The following is a 21,973-nucleotide window of genomic DNA, read 5'->3' on the forward strand; positions in this document are numbered from 1 at the left end:
ATGGTCAGCGGGCTGCAGGCCGGTATCGAACAACTGGCCAGTTCGGCCCATTCGCTGTCCAGTGTCACCGAACAAACCAATGTCGAGGTCAGCAGCCAGAAGGAGGAGACCGAGCAGGTGGCCACGGCGATGAACCAGATGACCGCCACCGTGCACGATGTGGCGCGCAATGCCGAAGAGGCGGCGCAAGCCGCGCAGACGGCGGACGACAAGGTCGACAGCGGCCAGCAGGTGGTACGTCAGAGTTTGCAGCGGATCGAGTTGCTGGCGACATCCAGTACCAGCGCCAGTGCCAGCATCGAAAGCCTGAGTGAGGAGATCCAGAACATTGGCACCGTGCTGGGGGTGATCAAGAGTGTGGCCGAGCAGACCAACCTGCTGGCCCTCAACGCCGCCATTGAGGCGGCCCGTGCCGGTGAGCAGGGGCGTGGCTTTGCAGTGGTCGCCGATGAAGTGCGGGCCCTGGCCAAGCGTACCCAGCAGTCCACCGAAGAAATCGAGCGTCTTGTCGGCACATTGCGCAGCGCAGCGCAGTCATCCGTGCAGCAGATTCAACACAGCGGCGAGTTGGTAAAACTGGCGGTCAGCGACACGCTGGAAACCGAAAGTGCCCTGGGCAGCATTGCAGTGGCGGTGTCGCTGATCCAGCAGATGAACCAGCAGATCGCCGCTGCGGCCGAGCAGCAAAGTTCGGTGGCCGAAGAGATCAATCGCAGCGTCACCAGTATCCGCGCCAGCGCCGATCAGTCCGCATTGAGCATGCAAGGCAATGCCGCGTCGAGTATCCAACTGGCGCAATTGGGGGCAGAGCTCAAGGGCATGGTGGGGCACTTTCGCCTTTGATCGCCGCTGACACGCGGCGATCATGGGGCCGGGCGATCAGGCGTTGTTGGCCAGGAAGGTCAGCAGCGCTTCATTGACATACTCCGGGTTTTCCCGGGCGCTGATATGGCCTGCCTGCGGGATCAGGATCAGGCTGCAGCCGATCAGGTCGGCCATTTCCTGTGCTTCGGCCGGCGGCCGCGGCGTGTCGAACTCGCCGCACATCACCTGGGTGGTGTCGGTGTCCAGGCGCGGCAGTTGTTCCAGCACATCCTCACGGCTGAAAATCAACCGGCCCAAGGGCACGATGCTGTCCAGCAGGCGTTCGCGGGAGTGCGCCTGCAGCGACGTGCGAAAGTCCTGATACAGCGCGGATTCACGGTCGATGCCCGGACGGAAGAAGATCGGCGCGATCACGTCCAGAAGCGGCTCGGGAATGGCGCCGGCGTCTTCGATCATCTTGAACAGTGAAAAATAGTACTGGCGCGTGGCCTCGGGCTCGGCGCCCAGGTAGGTGTCCATCAGCACCAGGCTGTTGACGCGTTGCGGCGCCAGCAGCGCCAGGCGTGCACCCCACATGCCGCCCACTGAGAGCCCCACCAGGTTGATCTGTTCGATATCCAGGTGATCCAGCAACGCCAGGGTCTGGCGCGCCAGGTCGTCAAGGGAGTGGGTTTGCGCGGGCAACGGGCCCGATTCGCCATGGCCCCACAGCTCGGGGACGATCACACGGTACTGGTGTGACAGCGCCTCGATCTGCGGCGCCCACATCTCAGCGCCCCACAGGTAGCTTGAGCCCAACAGGACGACGGGGCCGGTGCCCTGGTCGATGTAGTGCAGCGGTTGTCCATCAATGACGGCGACAGGCATAGCAGGCCTCTGACTTCACGGAGTGAGGGCACTTTTTTACGCGAGTCGGGGGCGGGGGGATAGGTGCAAAGTGATGGCATGTGCCGATGGGGGCGTGGTGAGCGGGCAAGCCCGCTCACCACAGGCAATCAGTCGTAGATGACGCGTTTTTTCCACTCGGCGTCGGTGTCGGCCACTTTCAGGCCTTCGGTCAACTCGTTGACCTCGTCTTCGGCCGGCTTGCTGTTGGTCAGCACCGTGGAGTTGGCACGGGCCAGTTGCGCTTCCAACTGCTGCAACTGCGCGCTGTAGACCACTGGCTCCGGTTGTTTGCGCAGGTACTGCACGCCACGTTCGAACGCCAGGCGCGCCTGGCCAGGTTGGCCTTGTTGCAGCGCGTGCTGGCCAAGGTTGTTGAAGAATTCGATGTGCAGCAGCACCAGGATATGGCGGATTTCCTTGATCCAGTGCTTGGCCTCGTTGGCCGGCAGGAAACCATCCTGGGCCGCGCGGGTGACCTGGCCGTGCAGGGCTTCGAGCAGGAAGCGCACATCCTTGGCCTTGGCTTCGGTCTGGATCGGGGCGGGCGGGTTGTTCACCGGAATCGATTCGCCCTGGGCCACCAAGGCATTGAGTTCGGTGATCCGCGCCTTGGCCGTTGCGCTGGTTTTGTTGAGGTTGAGCAGGCGCTGGTTGACGTTGAGTTCCAGGCGAGTCAGCAACAACTTGAGTGCCGGGGTCATCAATTGGCCAGGGAACGTCTCGGTGATTTCACCGCAACGGCGCAGCCGATCGTTGAGTTCGATCTCGGTGCGCTTTTTCTCCAGCTTGTTGTTTTCCACCACATGGTTCATGTAGCCAATGGCGATCAGTATTGCGATCCCGGCTATTACCAGCAGGGCGATCATGAGTGGTGTCACCGGTGTGACCTCTTTGTAGGGTTTGCTGTGGAGTGTAGTGACTGGGCTATCCGGGGGATAGGGCTGATCGACCAGTTACCCAGGTAGATGCGTCTATATAGGTAAGGGTTCCCTGAGTAGATGCACATTGCCATCATTTGCCGAAGCGAACTATAACGTCTTGTCGGGCGCCAGAATATAGGCGTCAAGGCCCAGACGGGCAGAATGCCCCCATCGGCCCGATAAGCAGGGCGAAGTCATTGATTTTAATAAATTTATCCTTGGGGGTTGACGACCTTTCAATCCATCCATAGAATGCGCGCCACTTAAAGCGGAAAGCACACAGCGAAACGCGATAAGTAGTGAATGTTGTACGTGTGTCCCCTTCGTCTAGTGGCCTAGGACACCGCCCTTTCACGGCGGTAACAGGGGTTCGAGTCCCCTAGGGGACGCCAATAAGCGGGAATAGCTCAGTTGGTAGAGCACGACCTTGCCAAGGTCGGGGTCGCGAGTTCGAGTCTCGTTTCCCGCTCCAAATTTAAGCAGTGCTGCTTTCGGGCGGCACTGAGTGAAACCAGGGCATGATCTTCGGATTTAACCTCTGGACACTGAAATACACACCATGTGTTTCAGTTGTGTGTCCCCTTCGTCTAGTGGCCTAGGACACCGCCCTTTCACGGCGGTAACAGGGGTTCGAGTCCCCTAGGGGACGCCATTTGCGGGAATAGCTCAGTTGGTAGAGCACGACCTTGCCAAGGTCGGGGTCGCGAGTTCGAGTCTCGTTTCCCGCTCCAATTTAAGCAGTGTGGCCTTCGGGCGGCACTGAGTGAAACCAGGGCATGATCTTCGGATTTAACCCCTGGACACTGGAATACACACCATGTGTTCCAGCTGTGTGTCCCCTTCGTCTAGTGGCCTAGGACACCGCCCTTTCACGGCGGTAACAGGGGTTCGAGTCCCCTAGGGGACGCCATTTGCGGGAATAGCTCAGTTGGTAGAGCACGACCTTGCCAAGGTCGGGGTCGCGAGTTCGAGTCTCGTTTCCCGCTCCATATTCAACGAAAACGCCGATCAGAGATGATCGGCGTTTTTGTGTGTGCTTGATTTATAGCCACGAAAAAAGCCCGCCATTGCGGCGGGCTCGTTCGGCTATCAGAGCGTGGGCAACTGCCCGATGCGCCCCATCATTTCAGTCACGATCTGCAAGTCCAACAAGAACTGGTCAACCGTCTTGAACTCATTGTCGGTGTGCCCGGTGTACTTCACTTCCGGGCGCGCCAGGCCAAATTGCACGCCATTGGGCAATTCATGCACCGAGGTAGCACCGGCCGACGTACCGAACTTGTGCTCCATCCCCAGGTTTTCACTGGCCACCGCCAGCAGGGCCTTTACCCACTCGCCTTCCGGGTTGCGGTACATCGGTTCCGCCACTGAATAGGTGAAGTCCACCTTGACCTTGGTTTTCTTGTCCCAGGCACTGAGCTTGTCGGCAATCTCTGCCTTGAGCTTCTCTGGAGACTTGCCCTTCGGCACGCGCAGGTTCACAGCCAGTTTGAAAGCTTTGTCATCCAGCCCTACAAACGTCAGCGAGGTGGTCAGCGGCCCCATGAACTCATCGGAGAAGCCCACACCCAACTTGCCACCCAGGTAATCCAGGCCCCAGTTGTCGGCCGCATAACGCGCCGCGTCGGTGATGTGGTTGTGCTTGAGGGCGATCTTGCCGTCAACGCTGTAGATCAATTCCAGCATGCGCGCCACCGGGTTGATGCCCGACTCGGGTTCCGAGGAGTGCGCCGACACGCCCGTCACCGTCAGCTTGACCTCTTTGCCAACCACTTTGGCGGCCACTTCAAAATCAGCGCCGTTGGCTTTGACGTACTGAGCGCCGGCGGTTTGCAGGCTGGCGGCCAATTCGGCAGGTTTGTCCGAGATAAAAGTGGCCACCGATGCTGACGGGATTTGATTGGTGGCCATGCCGCCGGTCATTGAGATGATCTCTGCACCTTTGCCTTCACCCTTGCGGCGGGGGAAGGTGGCCATGACGGTGCCGTAGCCTTTCTCGGCAATCACGACGGGGTAGCCGCCATCCAGCGCCAGGTTGTACTGGGGCGTCGGGTTCTTTTCGAAGTAATAGGGGATCGCGTCGCCAGAGGTTTCTTCGGTGGTGTCCACCAGCAGTTTGAAATTACGCGCCAGCGGCAGCTTTTCTTCCTTGATCACCTTCATGGCATACATCGCCACCACGATGCCGTTCTTGTCATCCTCGGTGCCGCGGCCGTACATGCGGTCGCCGATCAGCGTGACCTTGAACGGGTCGAGCTTGGTGCCATCCTTGAGCACCCAGTTCTCCGGCGTCACCGGCACTACGTCGGCGTGGGCGTGGATGCCCACCACTTCATCGCCGCTGCCTTCCAGGGATATTTCGTACACGCGGTTGTCGATATTGCGGAAGTTCAGGTTGAAGGCTTTCGCCAGGTCCTGGATCTTGCCAGCGATCTTGATGAATTCCGGGTTTTTGTACTGGGGCACGCCGTCAATGTTGAACGTCGGGATTTCCACCAGCTCACGCAGGGTTTCGGTGGCGGCCTTGCCGTACTTCACGCGGGTGTAGATGCCGAGCAGGCGGTGGATGTCGTTCTGCTGGTCGGCGGTCAGGGTTTTGTTGTCGAGGAAAGCATTGATCGACGGCGCCAGGTCGCCCTTGTTCAGTGTGCCGAGGAACCCGCGAAAATCGGTGACGGATTTTTCGTTGAAGCTCTTGAGAATCGCCGCGCTTTGATCCGGGGTGATATTGGCCAAGGCAGGGGTGGTAATCGCCGACAGGCTCGCCGCGAACAGGGTGGCAGCTGCCAGTTGCTTGAGTGGGAAGTGCATTGCTGGAGCATTCCTTTGCAGGTGGTAGGTAGGAGGTTTCTGACCAAATCGTCAGAAACATTTCCACACACTACCACTAGTCAGGTGCGCGTCGTCAATGCTGGCCCGGATGCGGCTCAGGGTATGCGTCCGTGACCTTCAACGCCTTGGCGTAAGGCCCATCCCACAGTTGTTGGTGCAGTTGCCCCACACGCTTGGCCATCGTTTCGTTGCGCATCACCACTTCCAGGTTGCGCGAATTATCCAGGTAACCACCCAGCCAATTGCTCGTACCGATCCAGGCGACTTGCCCATCGACTTCCATCGTCTTGCTGTGAATCACTCGTGCGTAAGGGATAAACCCTTGCCTGGCCTCGGGCAGGGTGACGATCTTGACCTGCACGTTGGGCAACACCGCCAGGCTTTTGAGGTAGGGCAGTTCCAGCTTGTCGGTGTTCCAGTTGGAGACCATCAGCTTGACCGACACCCCGCGTGCCGCCGCAGCACGCACGGCATTGTCGATGACTGCGTAATACGGGCGGGTTCGATCAGGTCCGTAGGACAGGGGGGCATAGTCCAGCAGTTGCACCCGTACTTCCTTTTGCGCTTCGCCCAGCAGGCGCGGCAGTTCCAGCTGAGAATCACCCACCCCCGGCGGGTTGTACTGTTGCGGGCTGGCGACCAGGTAGTTGCCGGTGCGCGCAGGCGCTTGGCTTGCCGCAGGCAATGGCACCGGTTTGTGGTCGGCGAGGGCGGCCTGGGCTTGCCAGTCCTGATTGAAGATCGCCTGAACCTGACGGGCTACCGTTGCATCGCTGATGCGCAGCCCGGTTTCGTGGATATGTTCCAGGGAGCGCCAATCGAAATTCTGACTGCCGACAAACGCCTGCTTGCCGTCCACCACCATGTATTTGGCGTGGATGATCCCACCGCTCAGTTGCCCGTACGCCAGGACGCGGAAGGTCAGGTTGGGGATGGCACGCAAGCGCTCCAGGGTGGATGCCTCTGACAGCTTGATGCCTTTTTCTTCGAGCAAAAAGCGAATCTTCACACCGCGTTTGCCGGCGGCTTCCAGGTGGTCGATGACGCTGTCCATCACCGAACCGGGGTGGTCGGCGGCGTAGAACTGGCCGATGTCGATGCTGGTTCTTGCGCCGTCGAACAACTCGATCCACACCGGGCCGGGCTGGCGCAGGTCGGCAGTGCCCAAGGCTGTATCCACGGGCACGGTGTGCACCAGTTCAAACCCCGGAATCGTAAACTGCGCCTGGGCCAATGGGCAGAGGAGCAAGCCGGCGAAGCTTGCATGACGCAACGTAGAGGAGAGGGACATAAGGTTCTCGATCAGAAAAAAAGACGGGCGCATTGCGCGCCCGCCTGAACGATTACGCCGTGCGGCTGTGCAGCGCCGTCGGCACCAGGTGCGGCACTTCGCTCTGTACGCGGGCGCCGGTGGCAGCGCGGATCAGCAGGATCTTCAGCTGATCGTTGATGCGCTCCAGGCTGTCCTGGAAGAAGTTGTGGAACACCACGCAGAACAACGCGATGGCGATGCCCAGCCCGGTGGCGAACAGGGCCGTACCGATACCCCCGGAGATCTGCCCTGGGTCGGACACGCCCGCCGAAGCCAGTGCCTTGAAGGTGTCGATGATGCCGAGGATGGTCCCCAGCAAGCCCAGCAAGGGGGCGGCGGTGGTGATGGTCTCGATGATCCACAGGCTACGGGCCAGCGGGGCGCGGGTGGTCAGGTACTGGGTTTCGATCACGTCATCCAGGTCCTTGCGAGAGCCCTGGCTGGCTTTTTGTGCCAGCACCGGCAACACCATGCTCAGTGGCAGGCTGTCGCGGCGGGTGAGGCTGTCGGGCAAATCGCGTTCGCTGTGCACATGGGCACCCAGCACTTCGTTCAGCGCGCGGGCTTGACGGCGCACATAGGCGAAGTAGAGACCGCGCTCGATGGCGATAAAGATGGCGATGGCCATCGCGGCATACATCACATAAAAGGTGATGTCGTGGAGCACATTCATGTCCATGTTCATTTACCTCGCAGTTAGAAATTGGCTTCCAGGGAAACCGTCACGGTGCGTTCCAGGCCCACGATGTAGGCCGGGTCGCCATCGCGGAAACCGCTGTAGCTGGCCGCGTTGGTCTTGGTGGTGTACACGCCGTCCAGGTACTTCTTGTCGAACAGGTTGTCGACGTTCAGGCGCAGGGTTGCGTCCTTGACCACCTTCTTGTCCACCGGCAGGTAGATACCGGCGCCGGCGTTGAACACGGTGCGCCCGGAGATGGCTTCGTCATTGGTCAAGTCGCCGTAGAGCTTGCTGGTGTACTTGCCGCCGAAGGTGCCGTAGAAGCGCCCATCGTCGTAGCCGATGTTGGCCGCCAGCATGTTTTTCGGCACGTTGGCGAACTGCTTGCCGCTGGTGGGCAGCAGGATCGCTTGGCCGGCGTTGTACACCGTGAGGTCGTCTTGCTGCTCGGCCTTGGTGTAGGTGTAGGAGGTGTAGTAGTTGAAATGGTTGGGCAGCAGGCCGCTCCACTCAAGCTCGATACCGCTGTTGTTGACGGCGCCGGCGTTGATGTCGGCGAAGTCGCCGTTGATGTCCCTGGATGACACTTGGCGATCCTTGAACTGCATGTAGAACAAGGTAGCGGCCACGGTCATGTCGTCATTGGTGTAGCGCCAGCCCAGTTCGTGGTTCCAGCTGGTTTCCGGCTTGGCGTCGATGGAGCCGGCGCCCTTGTCGTACAGCACGTAGTTCTGCGGGATACGCATGTTGCGCGACAGGCTGTAGAACAACTGGTCACGCTCATCCAGCTGGTACTTGAGGCCGACGTTGGGCAGCAGCTTGTTGTAGGTCTGGCTGCGTTTTTCCGCTTGCTCGGTGAGGCTGCCGTGGTTGGTGCCGTCACGCTTGACGTTCATGTAGGCCAGGCCCGCGACCAGGGTCCAGTCCGGGTTGATGTACCAGGTGTCCTGGGCCCAGACCTTCTGCGCCGGGGTCACGGTAAAGCGGTCGCGACCCTGCACGGTGTTGCCGTTGGCATCCACCACGGCATCGCCGTCCGGCCAGGTGTCGCTCGGCTTGCCGCTGTTTTTGAGGGCAATGAACGGTTGGGTCTGGCTCTGGCGAGCGCGCTCGTACCAGTAGCCGAATTGCAGGCTGTGCTCTTCCAGGTCCCAGTTCAACTTGGTGGTGATACCCGGGCGCCAGGTCTGGGTGCGCGAAGGGCGGTAGTACACGCCGGTGGTGGAGGAGCCATCAGCGTTGTACTGCGCTGCGGTTGGCAGGTTGCTCAGGTCAAAAATGCCACCCGCGTTCGAGCCCCTGTTGAGCGCGTAGCTGGAGGAACCCACGCCGCTGCCATTGCCCCAGTAGTAATACGGGATCACCGACAGGGCCAGGTTGTCGGCCAGTTTGAACTGGGTGTTGAGCACGCCGGTAAAGGTCTGGAACGGGTTCTGCGCCAGGGCGTAGTAACTGTTGACCTTGCCGTTGCTGCCCACTGTCGGCGTGGCCGGGTAGGGGTCGTACTTGCGGCCGTTCTGCTGGTACTGGGCCTTGGTCAGTTGGCTGTAACTGTTGTTGTCCTGCTCGTGGTACTTGAGGATCAGGTTGGCGGTGTTGCCGTTGCCGGCATCGAAGAAGCTGTTCCACTCCACCTTGTCTGCACGCACGGCACCCGAGCCGCGCCACATGTCACCTTCGGTATGGGACACCGACAGCCAGTTGCTCAGGCCGTTGACTTCACCGGTGTTGAGCCGCGCAAAGGTCTTGCGCGTGGCGTTGCTGCCCATGATCTGTTTGACGAACGCGCCGGTTTCCTTGGTGGGGCGAATCGTCACGATGCCGATGTTGCCGCCGCTGGAACCGATGTGCGGGCCGTCGGCTTCGGCCGAGCCCTGGGTGACGAAGATCTGCTCGATGTTCTCCGGGTCGCCCAGCAGGTTGGAGTACAGCGCGTAGTTGCCCGAGTCGTTGATCGGCATGCCGTCCACCGACATGCCCACCTGGTCGGAGTTGAGCCCGCGCATGGTGAAGCGAAAGCCCGACAGGCCGGTGTTGTCCTCGCTGGAGATGTTCAGGCCCGGGGTGTACTTGAGCTTGTCGATCGCGTTGCCGGTGGCGGTCTGTTTATCCAGCGCCTCCTTGGTCACGGTGGAGCGGCCCTTGATGCTTTCTTCCTGCACCATATAGCCGCCACCTGCCGTGGCCTTGCCCTGTACGCCGATGGTGCCGACGTCGCTGTCGCCGGTGTCGGCCATGACCATGCCGTGGCCCATGCTTGCGGCAACGAGTGCCAGATGAATCCGTGTGAACCTCATCACTGTCGTCCTGGTGTCGGGTGCTTATTGCACGCTGTAGTTGAAGGTGGCGGTGAAGCGCTGCTCGTTGCGCCCCCCGAAGGCTTGCTCGGGGAACGGCTTGACTTGCTTGATACGGCGCAAGCTGTTGGTGGCGGCTCGGTTGAGCAACATGCTCGACGCCTGGGTTTGCAGGCCCGAATCGAGGACTCGACCCTGGCGGTCTACCAGCAGCCAGATCACCACTTCGCCGCTGGGGCGTTCGAGGGACGCCTGGCGACCGGTGGGGTACTGCTTGTAGGTGTCCAACTCATTGCGCAAACCCTTGAGGTAACCGCCTTCCAGCGCCTGGCCATCGACCTTGGGTGGTGCGGGCGGAGCCGGTGTGGGCGCGGCCTGGGCCACCGCGGCGGGTGCCGGTTTGGCGGCCACGGGCGGTGTGGGTGTGGGGGTTGGCTTGGCCACCACAGGCTTGGCCACGGGTTTGGGCTTGGGTTCAGGCTTGGGTTTTGGCAGTGGTTTGGGCGGCGGCGGCGGTGGGGCCGGCTCGGCCTCTTCATCCTCGATCACCGGTGGTGGTGGCTCTTGTTCCACCACGGGCTCGGGGATCACTTCTGGCTCGGGCTCGACCAATGCCAGCTCCACCGCCGACTCGTCATACACCGGCTCGACCTTCAAGGTTTGTGACTGGATGCCCATCGCAATGAGCACCAGGGCGATCAGGGCCGGCACACTGCCCAGCAACTGACGCGCACGAAACAAGACGTACATGATCAGGACTTGCGCGTGGCGATGGACACGGAGGTGAAGCCACCCAGGCGCAGGGTGTCCATCACTTCCACCAGGCGCGAAACCTCCACGCCCTTGTCGCTGTTAACGATGATGGTTGACTTGGTGTCGGGCTTTTCCGCGGCCTTCAGCGCCGGTACCAGGGCGTCGACCGTGAGGTCCTTGCCATCGAGCTGCAGTTGGCCCGCAAGGCCCAGGGTGAGGATGAATTTGTTCTGCGGCTTGAGCTGTTGCGAACTGCTGGCGCTGGGCAGTTGGGTCTTCATGCCAAGGGCCGGAATCACGTTCAGGCTCACCAGTACGAAAAACACCAGGAGGAACATCATCACATCGATCATCGGGATCAGTTCGATGTGCGCCTTGCGTTTTTTCGGTTCGTCCCAGGTTCTCATTCCGTTACCCCGTTGTTGAATTAGGGGCGACACGCTAACAACCAAAAATGACCGATTGGTTAACTTTAATTGACGTTTTGAGGGCTCTAGGATGGGGGTTTCAAGTGACTCTGAAGTCATTTTGGTGACGTAACGAAACTGAAACCCGAGAGGACCATTCTCAAAAACTTTACATTGAGGGCCCGAAGGAATGAGTAGCGAACTGCCACATCTACCCACCCCGCGACTGCTATTGCGGCCCCTGGAAACACACCAGGCCCAGACGTTATGCAGCCTCGCCAACGACCCCAAGATCGCCGATAACACGGCGACCATTGCGTCGCCCTACACCCTGCAGACCGCGCTGGATTTTATCGACGGCATGCAGGAGAAATACCGTTCGGCGAACCTGTTGAGCCTGGGCGTCCATCGGCGCGACACCGGTGAATTGATCGGCATCGCCAGCCTGCGCATCAACCCGGCAAACCTCTACGGGCACCTGGGTGGCTGGGTGGCGGCGCACGCGCGCAACCAGGGGTATGCCGCCGAGGTCGCAACGGCATTGATGGACTACGGGTTTGCCGAGTTGGGCTTGTATCGCGTGGGCAGCCAGTGCTTTAGCCGCAACAAGGAATCGGCGCGGGTCATGGAAAAAATCGGCCTGCGCTACGAAGGCTGCCTGCGTGGCGCGTTTCTCAAGAATGGCGTGCATGAAGACATGCTGGTGTTTGCCGCCCTGCGTGAGGACTGGGAGTTCTCGCTATGAGTGATGCCGTTGATCATGGGCGACGCCGGGTGCTTGCAGGCCTGGCCGTGGCCACCACTTTTTCGATCCTCAGCCCGTTCGCCCGCAGTGCCGGGGTGGACTACCCGTTCACCCTCGGCGTGGCCTCCGGTGATCCACTGCCGGATGGGTTTGTGCTTTGGACGCGCCTGGCGCCACTGTTCAATGACGCCGATGGGCGTGGGGGCCTGCGTCGAGCGGTGCCGGTGCGTTGGCGGGTGGCCAGCGATGCAGCGATGACGCGCATCATCAGGCAGGGCGAGGTGATGGCAACCGAGCGCTTTGCCCATTCCGTGCATGTGGAGGTGGCGGGGCTGGAGGCGGGCAGGCCGTATTGGTACCAGTTCGAGGGGTTGGGGGCGCAGAGCCCGGTGGGGCAATCGCGTACGGCGCCGGCGGCGCAGGCGATGGTGTCGGCGCGCTTGGGGTTTGTCTCTTGCTCCCATTGGGAGCGCGGCTATTTCAGCGCGTATCGCCACTTGGCTGCGGAGCAACCGGACCTGGTGTTTTTCCTGGGCGACTACATTTACGACAGTTCTTACGCGGCAGACTCGGGCAAGATCATTCGTCCCCATGGCAGCGGCAACGCGGTGAGCTTGAGCGACTATCGCAACCGCTACGCCTTGTACAAAACCGATCCGGACCTGCAGAGCCTGCACGCGGCGGCGCCGAGCGTGGCGACCTGGGACGATCACGAAGTACAGAATGACTACGCCAACCGCTGGTCCCAGGACCCGAAGATCCCGGTGGCGCAATTTTTACAGCAGCGCGCGGCGGCTTATCAGGCCTACTACGAGCACATGCCCCTGCGTGCCAGCAGCTTGCCCAAAGGCCCGGACATGCGCATCTTTCGGCGTCTGGACTACGGTCGGTTGGCCCGCTTCCATGTGTTGGACGGTCGGCAGTATCGCTCCGAACAGCCGTGCATCCAGGCCAATGGCAGCCATCAGGGGCATATCGCCGACAACCTGTGCCATGACCTGCGCGACCCTGGGCGCACCATGCTGGGTTGGCAGCAGGAGGCGTGGCTCGACCAGGGTTTTGCCCAGTCGCCGGCGCAGTGGAACGTAATCGCCCAGGACTTGTTGGTGGCGCCGCTGACTCAGCGCGACTTGACCAACCACAAGCCAGGGCGGTGGACCGATGGCTGGGATGGCTATATGGCCAACCGCTCACGGATGCTGGCGTCGATCGAGCGTCATCGGGTGAAGAACCCGGTGTTCTGGGGCGGCGATATTCATTCGTTCTGGGCAAACGACCTGCATGCCGACGGCAGCAATCTGGAGTCGCCGGTTGTCGCCACCGAGTTCGTAGGCACTTCAGTCACATCCGATGGGCCGCCGTTCGACGCGTTCAGCAAGATCTTGCCGCTGAACCCCCATGTGAAGTTTTTCGACAGCCGACAGCGGGGGTATGTGTCGGTGGAGGTGCATGAGCACACGATGCTCACGCATTTTCGGGTTATCAGCGATGCCCGTGACCCGGCGGCAACGGTGTCGACCCTCAAGTCGTTTGTCGTAGAGCCCACCAGGCCCGGAGCTATTGCTGTGTAGTGATGTCGTAACGCACCGACAGCGCGCCTTTTTTCTCCGACAGGGCCAGGATCGTCACCTGGCCCAATTCGCTCAAGGCCTGCACATGGGTGCCGCCGCAGGCATACGCAGGCAAATCGCCGAAGCCGACTTCGCGGGTGCCGTCTTCCAGGGTTGTGTGACGCGGGTGGTCGGCGGCGATCCATTGGTTGATCTGCTGTTGAATGGCCTCGGCGTCCATGGTTTGCGCGGCCTCACCCCGGATAAAGGTGACCTTGCCTTCCCCCGGCCAGTGATGGGCCTTGATTGGCATCCAGCCCAGGGCTTCACCGGCATTGCCGATCAAGTGCCCGGCCGAATGCAGGCGGCTGTGCAGGGTGCGACGCTGTTCATCGACCCGCGCCGTGACTGGCCCTGTCGCCACTGGCTGGCTGACGTAGTGCACCACCCGGTCGGCCTCCTGAGTGACCCGCATGACCGGGCTATCGCCGAGCCAACCGGTGTCGAACGGCTGCCCGCCACCCTGGGGATGGAAAATCGTCGACTGCAAGGTCACCGCAAACAGCCCTTCGTGGGGTGTGCAACTGAGTACTTCCAGTTCGGCTGTCAGGTGGTCATGGGTGAAAAACAGGCGCTCGGTCATCAGGTACATCCGCATCAGGGTTTTGCGGGGAGTATAAATAGTGCCTGGATAGGTGATAATCCGCTCAACTATCAATGGACCTGTGCGTCATGAGCATCAATCTTCCGTTACCACTGTTGGGCGAAATGGCGATTTTCGTCAAAGTGGTGGAGACCGGTAGTTTCTCCGAAGCTGCCCGGCAAATGGGCGCTTCACCTTCTTCGGTGAGCCGCAGTATCTCGCGTCTGGAGAAAGCTTTGGCCACACGCCTGTTGCAGCGCACCACGCGCAAACTGCGGCTGAGTGAAGGCGGAGAAGAGGTGTTCAAGCGTTGCCAGGAGATGGTCAACGCGGCGCGTTCGGTGATGGAGATCAGCGGCCAGTTCACCCATGAAGCCGAAGGCCTGGTGCGGGTCAGCGTGCCCAAGGCGGTGGGGCGGTTTGTGATCCATCCCCATATGCCCGAGTTTTTGCGGCGTTATCCCAAGGTGGATGTGCAGTTGATCCTTGAGGATCGGCCGGTGGATCTGATCGACGACAACCTGGACTTGATCCTGCGTATTTCCGAAAGCCCGCCACCCGGTCTGGTCGGGCGGCCACTGTTCCCCATTGAACATCTGCTGTGCGCCACGCCGCAGTACCTGGCCGAGCATGGCACGCCTGGGCATCCCCATGACTTGCTGGAGCACAGCTGCATTTACCTGGGGGAAACCCCGGCGGATGCGCGTTGGAAGTTTCGCCAGGCGGGCAAGACGGTCACGGTTGGTGTGCGTGGGCGCTATGCGGCGAACCACACCGGCGTGCGGTTGGATGCGGTGTTGCAGCATGTGGGGATCGCCAGCTTGCCGTACTTCACGGCGCGCCACGCGCTGGAGGCGGGGACGGTGGTGCAGGTGTTGGCGCAGTGGGATTTTATTGCGTCGTACCATGGCGAGGTGTGGTTGCTGCATTCGCCGACGCGGTATTTACCGCCGAAGTTGCGGGTGTTTATTGATTATCTTGTGGAGTGTATGGCGCGCGAGCCGACACTGCGTCGCCGGTAGAAATGCGGTGCAAATGTGGGAGGGGGCTTGCTCCCGATTGCGGTGTGTCAGCTAACAAATTTATAGCTGACACACCGCAATCGGGAGCAAGCCCCCTCCCACATTTAGTTTTATGCAGGTCTGAAAAGTCAGTGCTTGCTTAGGTCGTCCGACATGGCCAGCAGCTGTTTTTCCTGGTTCCAGTCGAACGGTTCGTCGTTCTGTTCGGCTTCGAAGCGACGCTCTTCCAGGGCCTGGTACATGTCCAGTTCTTCATCAGGCATGAAGTGCAGGCAGTCACCGCCAAAGAACCACAGCAAATCGCGCGGGACCAGGTGGGCAATTTGCGGGTAGCGCAGGATGACCTGGCTCATCAGGTCCTGGCCCAGGTACTGGCTTTCGATCGGGTCGATCGGCAGCAGGGCGCGCAATTCGTCGAAACGCTCCAGGAACAGCGAATGGCTTTCCTCGGGAACCTGTTCGGCTTCGCCGACGGCAACCAGGATGCTGCGCAGGTGGTCGAGCAAGACGAGATGATCGGCAACGACGTTGGACACGAGATAAGTCCTCTAAAGCAAAAACGGGCGCGAGAGTATATAGCTCACGCGCCCGTTTTTATATGACCGCCTGGATCAGCGGATTTTACCCTCGGTGTGCGCCAGCTCTTCCTTGCTGAAATCATCCACATCGATCACCTTGCGCCGCGCCGCTTCGGCATCACGCAGGGTTTGCGCTTCGCCCGGTTGCAGCACGCCGGCTTCCAGTGCTGCGTCAATCGCGTGCTCGCCAGCCTTGGGTTTGACCTGGCCGCTCTTGAGCGCGGTGTGCAGTTTTTTCTGCAACGGGTGGCTGGCGCCCAGCAGGTCGTAGGCGTGTTGCAGGGCGCCCACCGGATCGTCCGCCGATTGTGGGCGATAGCAGCCGGCCAGCAGTTCTTCCAGGGTCGGGTCGCCCTTGGCGCGGCCGATCACCGCAGCCACTTCAGCGTCCAGCTTGTCGGAAGGCCCGGTATGGCGACGGCCAAACGGGAACACGATCACCCGCAACAGGCCACCCAGTACCTTGTTCGGGAAGTTGCTCAGCAGTTCATCCAGCGCGCGCTCCGACTGGCCGAGGCTTTCTTCCATGGCCCAGGCGAACAGCGGCTCAAGGTGGTCGGGCGAATCCAGGTCGTGATAACGCTTGAGCGCAGCAGAGGCCAGGTACATATGGCTCAGTACATCCCCCAGGCGTGCCGACAAGCGTTCGCGGCGTTTAAGTTCGCCGCCCAGCAGCATCATGCTCAGGTCGGCCAGCAGGGCGAACGCCGCGGCCTGGCGATTCAGCGCCCGGAAATAACCCTGGCTCAAGCGGTTGCCCGGGGCTTTTTCGAAGTGTCCGACGCCCAGGTTCAGCACCAGGGTGCTAGCGGCATTGCTCACGGCAAAACCGATGTGCTGCATCAGCAGGCCATCGAACTCCTTGAGCGCCTGGTCGTGGTCTTCGCGACCGGCCAGGGCCATTTCCTTGAGTACGAACGGATGGCAGCGGATGGCACCCTGGCCGAAGATCATCAGGTTGCGCGACAGGATATTCGCGCCTTCCACGGTGATGAAGATCGGCGCCCCTTGCCAGCTGCGGCCCAGGTAGTTGTTGGGGCCCATGATGATGCCCTTGCCGCCGTGCACGTCCATGGCGTGGCCGATGCACTCGCGGCCGCGCTCGGTGAGGTGGTATTTGAGGATCGCCGACAGCACCGACGGCTTTTCGCCCATGTCCACGGCGTTGGCGGTGAGCATGCGCGCACTGTCCATCAGCCAGGCGTTGCCGCCGATCCGTGCCAGGGCTTCCTGGATACCTTCGAAGGCCGACAGCGGCACGTTGAACTGCTCGCGAACCTGGGCGTATTGGCCGGTCACCAGGCTGGTGAACTTGGCCGCGCCAGTGCCCACCGCCGGCAGGGAAATCGAACGGCCTACCGACAGGCAGTTCATCAGCATCATCCAGCCCTTGCCGAGCATTTCCTGGCCGCCGATAAGGAAGTCCAGTGGAATGAAAACGTCCTTGCCGGAGTTGGGGCCGTTCATGAAGGCGGCGCCCAGCGGCAAGTGACGACGGCCGATCTCGACACCTGGCGTATCAGTGGGAATCAACGCCAGGCTGATGCCCAGGTCTTCCTCGTCGCCCAGCAGGTGGTCGGGGTCATGGGCCTTGAAGGCCAGGCCCAGCAGGGTCGCGACCGGGCCAAGGGTGATGTAGCGTTTTTCCCAGTTCAGGCGCAGGCCGAGGGTTTCCTTGCCTTCCCATTCACCTTTGCAGATCACTCCGGTGTCGGGCATGGCGCCAGCGTCGGAGCCAGCCAGCGGGCCGGTGAGGGCGAAGCACGGGATGTCATCGCCGCGAGCCAGCCGTGGCAGGTAGTGGTTGCGCTGTTCGTCGGTGCCGTAGTGCAGCAGCAGTTCGGCCGGGCCCAGGGAGTTGGGCACCATCACGGTGGAGGCCAGGTCGCCACTGCGGGTGGCGAGTTTCATCGCGACCTGGGAGTGGGCGTAGGCGGAGAAACCCTTGCCGCCGAACTCCTTGGGAATGATCAGGGCGAAGAAACCGTGGGTCTTGATGTGTTCCCAGGCAGCGGGCGGCAGGTCCATGGCCTGGCCGATTTCCCAGTCGCTGACCATGGCGCAAAGCTCTTCGGTGGGGCCGTCGATGAAGGCCTGCTCTTCTTCGGTCAGTTGCACCTTGGGGTAGGCCAGCAGCTTGTCCCAATCGGGGCGACCGCTGAACAGTTCGCCGTCCCACCACACGGTACCGGCATCGATGGCATCGCGCTCGGTCTCGGACATCGGCGGCAGGACTTTCTGGAACCAGCTGAACAGCGGCTTGGTGAAGTATTGGCGGCGCAGGTCCGGCAGCAGCAGGGGCGCGGCGACGGCAGCCAGCAACACCCAGAAGATCAGCAACAACCAGCCCGGCGCGTGACTCCACACGCCCATCGCCAGCAGGTAGACGGCGACCACGCCCAGGGCGGGCAGGGGCGCGGTGCGGCGGTGCGCCAGGTAGGCAATGCCCAGCACCAGAACCAGTATCCACAACAACAGCATATTCAATCCTCCGTGAAACCAGGGGCGAAACCACCCAGGAGCTTAGTCGGCATCCGAGCAAGCGGGTGATCAGGGTGTAACGAGATTTGGCCGATTCGTCGTTATCTCCATGGCCGGGCTGTGGTTAGACTCCAGGCTTCCTTCGGAGATAACGCTCATGGATACGTACCTGAGTCCCAGCCGCTTCATCGATAGTGACCACCCTGCGGTGGTGGAGTTCGCCGAAAAACATCGCGGTTCCAGCGCCGATCCCCGTGACCAGGCAGTCAGTCTTTATTACGCCGTGCGTGAGGCGATTCGCTACAACCCCTACACCTTCAGCCGCGATCCCGGCACCTTGAATGCCAGCTTTGCCCTGGCCACTGGCGAAAGCTATTGCGTGCCCAAGGCCACCTTGCTCGCCGCCTGCGCCCGGCACTGCGGCATACCGGCGCGGATCGGCCTGGCGGATGTGCGTAATCATCTGTCGACGCCGCGCCTGATCGCCTTGCTCAAAAGTGATGTGTTTGCCATGCACGGCTACACGGAGCTGTATCTGGACGGGCGTTGGGTCAAGGCCACCCCGGCGTTCAATCAACAGCTGTGCGAACTGTTCGATGTGCCGCCGCTGGAATTCGACGGGATCAATGACAGCGTGTTCCACGCCTTCAACCGCCAGGGCCTGCGCTCGATGGAATACGTGGTGGACCATGGGCAATTTGCCGACGTGCCCGAGGCGTTTTTCTTCGCGCATATCCGCCAGTGTTACCCCCATTTGTTTGGCCAGGACATGCCCGCGTTGCTGGGAGACATGCACAGCGATTTAAGCCGCGCGTGAACCGGCGTATGCTGCTGCGCTCACCACACAATAAGGCACGGTCATGCTGAAAATCTGGGGTCGTAAAAATTCATCAAACGTCAGGAAAGCACTGTGGTGCGCCGAGGAGCTCGGCCTGGACTATGAGGCAATTGATGCGGGCGGGGCTTTTGGTGTGGTCGACACGCCGCAATACCGGGCACTGAACCCCAATGGGCGGGTGCCGATGATTGAAGACGGCGATTTTGTGTTGTGGGAGTCCAACACCATCGTGCGCTACCTGTGTGCCAAGCAAGGTTCCAGCTGGTACCCGGCTGACCTGAAAGCACGGGCCAGTGCGGAAAAGTGGATGGACTGGACCACCTCGACCCTGGCCGAACCGTTCAAGGCCGTATTCTGGGGCATCTTGCGCACCCCCGCTGAAAAGCAGAATTGGGACAGCATCAACGCTGGCCGCCAAGCCTGCATCGATGCACTCGCCACCGTCGACAAAGCGCTCGCCGAGCAGCCGTACCTGTCGGGCAGCGAGATCGGCATCGGTGATATTCCCCTGGGCTGCTTTGCGTACGCCTGGTTTGAAATGCCTATCGAACGGCCTGCAATGCCCCATCTAGAGGCTTGGTACCAGCGCCTGCAACAACGCCCGGCCTACCGCAAAGCGGTCATGACTGCGTTGACCTGATAAAGACTATTAACACGGGTGACTGTACTTGTGCGGCGCGGGCAAGCACCATGTTTGTCATGCGCCGCCGTTGAACTACGTGGGCTGCGCCCTCATCTATTGTTCCTATTCCCTTCTTTGGTGCGTATTCCGATATGAGTTCCGCTCTGTCCATCCGGCAGCTAACCAAAACCTACGGCAACGGTTTCCAGGCCCTGAGTGGTATCGATCTGGACGTTGCCGAAGGTGACTTCTTCGCCTTGCTCGGCCCCAACGGGGCGGGTAAATCCACCACCATCGGTATCCTCTCCACCCTCGTCAACAAGACCAGTGGCACGGTGAATATCTTTGGCCATGACCTGGACAAATCCCCGGCGGCGCTCAAGCGCTCCATCGGCGTGGTGCCCCAGGAATTCAACTTCAACCAGTTCGAAAAAACCTTCGACATCGTCGTGACCCAGGCCGGTTACTACGGCATTCCGGCAAAGATCGCCAAGGAACGCGCCGAGCAGTACCTGACTCAACTGGGCCTGTGGGACAAGCGCGATGTGCCGTCGCGCTCGCTGTCTGGCGGCATGAAGCGGCGCCTGATGATCGCCCGCGCATTGGTGCACGAGCCGCGCCTGCTGATTCTCGATGAGCCCACCGCTGGCGTGGACATCGAACTGCGCCGTTCGATGTGGACCTTTCTCACCGAGCTGAACGAGAAGGGCATCACCATCATCCTCACCACCCACTACCTGGAGGAGGCTGAACAGCTGTGCCGCAACATTGGCATCATCGACCACGGCACCATCGTCGAGAACACCAGCATGCGTAACCTGCTGGGCCAGTTGCATGTGGAAACCTTCCTGCTCGACCTGAAAAACAACCTGCCGACGGCGCCGCAGTTGCTCGGCTACCCAAGCCGCCTGGTAGACAGCCACACCCTGGAAGTCCAGGTGGACAAGGCCATGGGTATCACTGCGTTGTTCACCCAATTGGCCGCGCAGAACATTGAAGTGTTGAGCCTGCGTAACAAAACCAATCGCCTTGAGGAGTTGTTCGTGTCCCTGGTGGAAAAAAACCTGGCGAAGGTGGCGGTATGAGTTCCGAACTGCAACCCAACCTCGTCGCCCTGCAAACCATCGTCTATCGCGAAGTGAAGCGTTTTACCCGAATCTGGCCACAGACCCTGCTGCCGCCGGCAATCACCATGGTCTTGTACTTCGTGATTTTCGGTAACCTGATCGGTCGCCAGATCGGCGACATGGGTGGCTTTAGCTACATGGAGTACATCGTGCCGGGGTTGATCATGATGTCGGTGATCACCAACTCCTACGGCAACGTGGTGTCGAGTTTCTTTGGCAGCAAGTTCCAGCGTTCCATCGAAGAGTTGATGGTGTCGCCGGTGTCGCCCCACACCATCCTGATCGGCTACACCCTGGGTGGCGTGCTGCGCGGGTTGATGGTGGGGGTGATCGTGACCTTGTTGTCGCTGTTCTTCACCCATCTGCAGGTGCATCACCTTGGGGTCACCATTTTGGTGGTGGTACTGACGGCGACGATCTTCTCGCTGCTGGGGTTCATCAACGCTGTGTTTGCACGCAACTTCGATGATATCTCGATCATCCCGACCTTCGTGCTGACGCCGCTGACTTATCTGGGCGGGGTGTTCTACTCCATCTCGTTGCTGCCGCCGTTCTGGCAGACCGTGTCGCTGGCCAACCCGGTGCTGCACATGGTCAACGCCTTCCGCTACGGCATCCTGGGGGTGTCGGATATCAAGATCAGCGTGGCGATCACATTCATGTTGGTGGCGACGGTGGTGCTGTATGTAGGCTGCGCGCGGTTGCTGGTGAGTGGGCGCGGGATGCGCACCTAACTGACTGAATGCATGCAGTAAAAAGGTGGGAGGGGGCTTGCTCCCGATAGCGGTGGGTCAGTCAACTAAGTGATGACTGACACGCCGCTATCGGGAGCAAGCCCCCTCCCACATTTGGTTTTGTGTATAGGCTTTAGGTTTGCAGCGCCAATTCGATCAGGTCGTGCAGTTCTTCAACCTGCAAGGGTTCACTCGCAAACAAAATCCTGAACACCGTCGGCGCCGCCAGCAGATTGATCAACCGATCCACGCTGGGCGCGCTGCTATCTGGATAGCGATCCACAATCACCTGCAACTGCCCACCAATCAACGCCACGCAATACCCCGGCGTGAGGCTGCATTGCACATCGCGCATCATGTTGCGCCCAGGCTCTGAACTCATCTCGTCCAGATACTGCTCGGCCCAGGCTTGCAGGTCGCCGCGCAGGCTGCCGGTGTTGGCGGGCTCGCTGTCGGGGCGCATGCGTTCCAGGGCCACGTCGGCGAGCAGGGCAGAAAGGTCGCCCCAGCGCCGGTAAATAGTGGAGGGCGTGACGCCCGCGCGCGCAGCAATCATCGGCACGGTGACGCTGGAACGCTCATGGGCTTCCAGCAGTTCGCGCACCGCACGATGGACAGATTCTTGGACCCGGGCACTACGGCCCCCCGGGCGGAGCCCTTCTTTTATCGCCATGTTTGCGACCTTAACACAAAGAATTTGCTTTAAGCGCTGACCAGTAG

General features: G+C 60.8%; 20 protein-coding genes and 6 tRNA genes. 14 read left to right on the forward strand and 12 right to left on the reverse strand.

Annotation, left to right across the window (positions count from 1 at the left end):
* Positions 1-843, forward strand: a complete 843-nt coding sequence (locus DYL59_RS31985; protein WP_420359262.1) for a methyl-accepting chemotaxis protein — start codon at positions 1-3, stop codon at positions 841-843.
* Positions 844-879: 36 nt separating this feature from the next.
* Here the strand turns inward: DYL59_RS31985 and DYL59_RS03530 are convergent, their stop codons facing one another.
* Both DYL59_RS03530 and DYL59_RS03535 read right to left on the reverse strand, forming a co-directional pair.
* Entirely contained in the window at positions 880-1,692 is an 813-nt protein-coding gene (locus tag DYL59_RS03530; RefSeq protein WP_135287923.1) for an alpha/beta fold hydrolase, read from the reverse strand.
* 128 nt (positions 1,693-1,820) lie between these two features.
* Positions 1,821-2,591 carry a hypothetical protein gene (locus tag DYL59_RS03535; RefSeq protein ID WP_135287924.1) on the reverse strand — a complete coding sequence of 257 codons (771 nt, stop codon included), beginning with the start codon at positions 2,589-2,591 and terminating at the stop codon, positions 1,821-1,823.
* Between the two features lie 358 nt (positions 2,592-2,949).
* Here DYL59_RS03535 and DYL59_RS03540 point away from each other — a divergent pair.
* From DYL59_RS03540 to DYL59_RS03565, 6 genes are all read left to right on the forward strand, one after another.
* Positions 2,950-3,025, forward strand: a tRNA-Glu gene (locus tag DYL59_RS03540).
* Between the two features lie 4 nt (positions 3,026-3,029).
* Positions 3,030-3,105: transfer RNA gene (locus DYL59_RS03545), tRNA-Gly, on the forward strand.
* A 104-nt stretch (positions 3,106-3,209) separates the two neighbouring features.
* Positions 3,210-3,285, forward strand: a tRNA-Glu gene (locus tag DYL59_RS03550).
* A gap of 3 nt (positions 3,286-3,288) precedes the next feature.
* Positions 3,289-3,364 (forward strand) — tRNA-Gly (locus DYL59_RS03555).
* 103 nt (positions 3,365-3,467) lie between these two features.
* Positions 3,468-3,543, forward strand: a tRNA-Glu gene (locus tag DYL59_RS03560).
* Positions 3,544-3,546: 3 nt separating this feature from the next.
* Positions 3,547-3,622: transfer RNA gene (locus DYL59_RS03565), tRNA-Gly, on the forward strand.
* 100 nt (positions 3,623-3,722) lie between these two features.
* Here DYL59_RS03565 and DYL59_RS03570 read toward each other — a convergent pair.
* The 6 genes from DYL59_RS03570 to DYL59_RS03595 form a co-directional block, all read right to left on the reverse strand.
* A complete protein-coding gene (locus tag DYL59_RS03570) occupies positions 3,723-5,444 on the reverse strand; it encodes a dipeptidase (protein WP_135287925.1) in 1,722 nt (573 codons plus the stop codon).
* Positions 5,445-5,538: 94 nt separating this feature from the next.
* Positions 5,539-6,756 carry a phospholipase D-like domain-containing protein gene (locus tag DYL59_RS03575; RefSeq protein ID WP_135287926.1) on the reverse strand — a complete coding sequence of 406 codons (1,218 nt, stop codon included), beginning with the start codon at positions 6,754-6,756 and terminating at the stop codon, positions 5,539-5,541.
* A 52-nt stretch (positions 6,757-6,808) separates the two neighbouring features.
* A complete protein-coding gene (locus DYL59_RS03580) occupies positions 6,809-7,456 on the reverse strand; it encodes a MotA/TolQ/ExbB proton channel family protein (protein WP_135287927.1) in 648 nt (215 codons plus the stop codon).
* 17 nt (positions 7,457-7,473) lie between these two features.
* Complete coding sequence (locus tag DYL59_RS03585) at positions 7,474-9,753, reverse strand: TonB-dependent receptor (RefSeq protein ID WP_135287928.1); 2,280 nt, start codon at positions 9,751-9,753, stop codon at positions 7,474-7,476.
* A gap of 24 nt (positions 9,754-9,777) precedes the next feature.
* Positions 9,778-10,503, reverse strand: a complete 726-nt coding sequence (locus DYL59_RS03590; RefSeq protein ID WP_135287929.1) for an energy transducer TonB family protein — start codon at positions 10,501-10,503, stop codon at positions 9,778-9,780.
* A 2-nt stretch (positions 10,504-10,505) separates the two neighbouring features.
* On the reverse strand, positions 10,506-10,913 hold the full coding sequence (locus DYL59_RS03595; protein WP_135287930.1) for an ExbD/TolR family protein: 408 nt from the start codon (positions 10,911-10,913) through the stop codon (positions 10,506-10,508).
* Between the two features lie 190 nt (positions 10,914-11,103).
* Between DYL59_RS03595 and DYL59_RS03600 the strand changes: the two genes are divergently transcribed.
* Together DYL59_RS03600 and DYL59_RS03605 are read left to right on the forward strand one after the other, a co-directional pair.
* The gene (locus DYL59_RS03600; protein ID WP_135287931.1) at positions 11,104-11,658 is read left to right on the forward strand and encodes a GNAT family N-acetyltransferase; all 555 of its coding nucleotides are present in this window, start codon (positions 11,104-11,106) and stop codon (positions 11,656-11,658) included.
* Positions 11,655-13,229 carry an alkaline phosphatase D family protein gene (locus DYL59_RS03605; RefSeq protein ID WP_135287932.1) on the forward strand — a complete coding sequence of 525 codons (1,575 nt, stop codon included), beginning with the start codon at positions 11,655-11,657 and terminating at the stop codon, positions 13,227-13,229. Before DYL59_RS03600 ends, DYL59_RS03605 begins: the two co-directional genes overlap by 4 nt.
* On the opposite strand, the gene DYL59_RS03610 is transcribed toward DYL59_RS03605, so the two are convergent.
* Positions 13,216-13,851 carry an alanyl-tRNA editing protein gene (locus tag DYL59_RS03610; protein ID WP_135287933.1) on the reverse strand — a complete coding sequence of 212 codons (636 nt, stop codon included), beginning with the start codon at positions 13,849-13,851 and terminating at the stop codon, positions 13,216-13,218. The genes DYL59_RS03605 and DYL59_RS03610 overlap by 14 nt on opposite strands.
* 89 nt (positions 13,852-13,940) lie before the next feature.
* Here DYL59_RS03610 and DYL59_RS03615 point away from each other — a divergent pair, with 89 nt between their 5' ends.
* Positions 13,941-14,873, forward strand: coding sequence for a LysR family transcriptional regulator (locus tag DYL59_RS03615; RefSeq protein WP_135287934.1), 933 nt, complete (start codon positions 13,941-13,943; stop codon positions 14,871-14,873).
* 128 nt (positions 14,874-15,001) lie between these two features.
* Here the strand turns inward: DYL59_RS03615 and DYL59_RS03620 are convergent, their stop codons facing one another.
* Both DYL59_RS03620 and DYL59_RS03625 read right to left on the reverse strand, forming a co-directional pair.
* On the reverse strand, positions 15,002-15,409 hold the full coding sequence (locus tag DYL59_RS03620; protein WP_135287935.1) for a PA2817 family protein: 408 nt from the start codon (positions 15,407-15,409) through the stop codon (positions 15,002-15,004).
* Between the two features lie 75 nt (positions 15,410-15,484).
* On the reverse strand, positions 15,485-17,932 hold the full coding sequence (locus tag DYL59_RS03625; RefSeq protein ID WP_135287936.1) for an acyl-CoA dehydrogenase: 2,448 nt from the start codon (positions 17,930-17,932) through the stop codon (positions 15,485-15,487).
* Between the two features lie 157 nt (positions 17,933-18,089).
* On the opposite strand from DYL59_RS03625, the gene DYL59_RS03630 reads away from it, so the two are divergent.
* The 4 genes from DYL59_RS03630 (at position 18,090) to DYL59_RS03645 (ending at position 21,253) form a co-directional block, all read left to right on the forward strand.
* The gene (locus tag DYL59_RS03630) at positions 18,090-18,749 is read left to right on the forward strand and encodes a transglutaminase-like domain-containing protein (protein ID WP_135287937.1); all 660 of its coding nucleotides are present in this window, start codon (positions 18,090-18,092) and stop codon (positions 18,747-18,749) included.
* Positions 18,750-18,792: 43 nt separating this feature from the next.
* On the forward strand, positions 18,793-19,410 hold the full coding sequence (locus tag DYL59_RS03635) for a glutathione S-transferase family protein (protein WP_135287938.1): 618 nt from the start codon (positions 18,793-18,795) through the stop codon (positions 19,408-19,410).
* A gap of 134 nt (positions 19,411-19,544) precedes the next feature.
* On the forward strand, positions 19,545-20,477 hold the full coding sequence (locus DYL59_RS03640) for an ABC transporter ATP-binding protein (protein ID WP_135287939.1): 933 nt from the start codon (positions 19,545-19,547) through the stop codon (positions 20,475-20,477).
* Positions 20,474-21,253, forward strand: a complete 780-nt coding sequence (locus DYL59_RS03645) for an ABC transporter permease (protein WP_135287940.1) — start codon at positions 20,474-20,476, stop codon at positions 21,251-21,253. The genes DYL59_RS03640 and DYL59_RS03645 overlap by 4 nt, the downstream gene beginning before the upstream one ends.
* A gap of 133 nt (positions 21,254-21,386) precedes the next feature.
* Here the strand turns inward: DYL59_RS03645 and DYL59_RS03650 are convergent, their stop codons facing one another.
* Complete coding sequence (locus DYL59_RS03650) at positions 21,387-21,926, reverse strand: TetR/AcrR family transcriptional regulator (RefSeq protein ID WP_135287941.1); 540 nt, start codon at positions 21,924-21,926, stop codon at positions 21,387-21,389.
* Positions 21,927-21,973: the final 47 nt, after the last annotated feature.

It is taken from the genome of Pseudomonas kairouanensis, from assembly GCF_004682055.1.
GTDB lineage: Bacteria > Pseudomonadota > Gammaproteobacteria > Pseudomonadales > Pseudomonadaceae > Aquipseudomonas > Aquipseudomonas kairouanensis.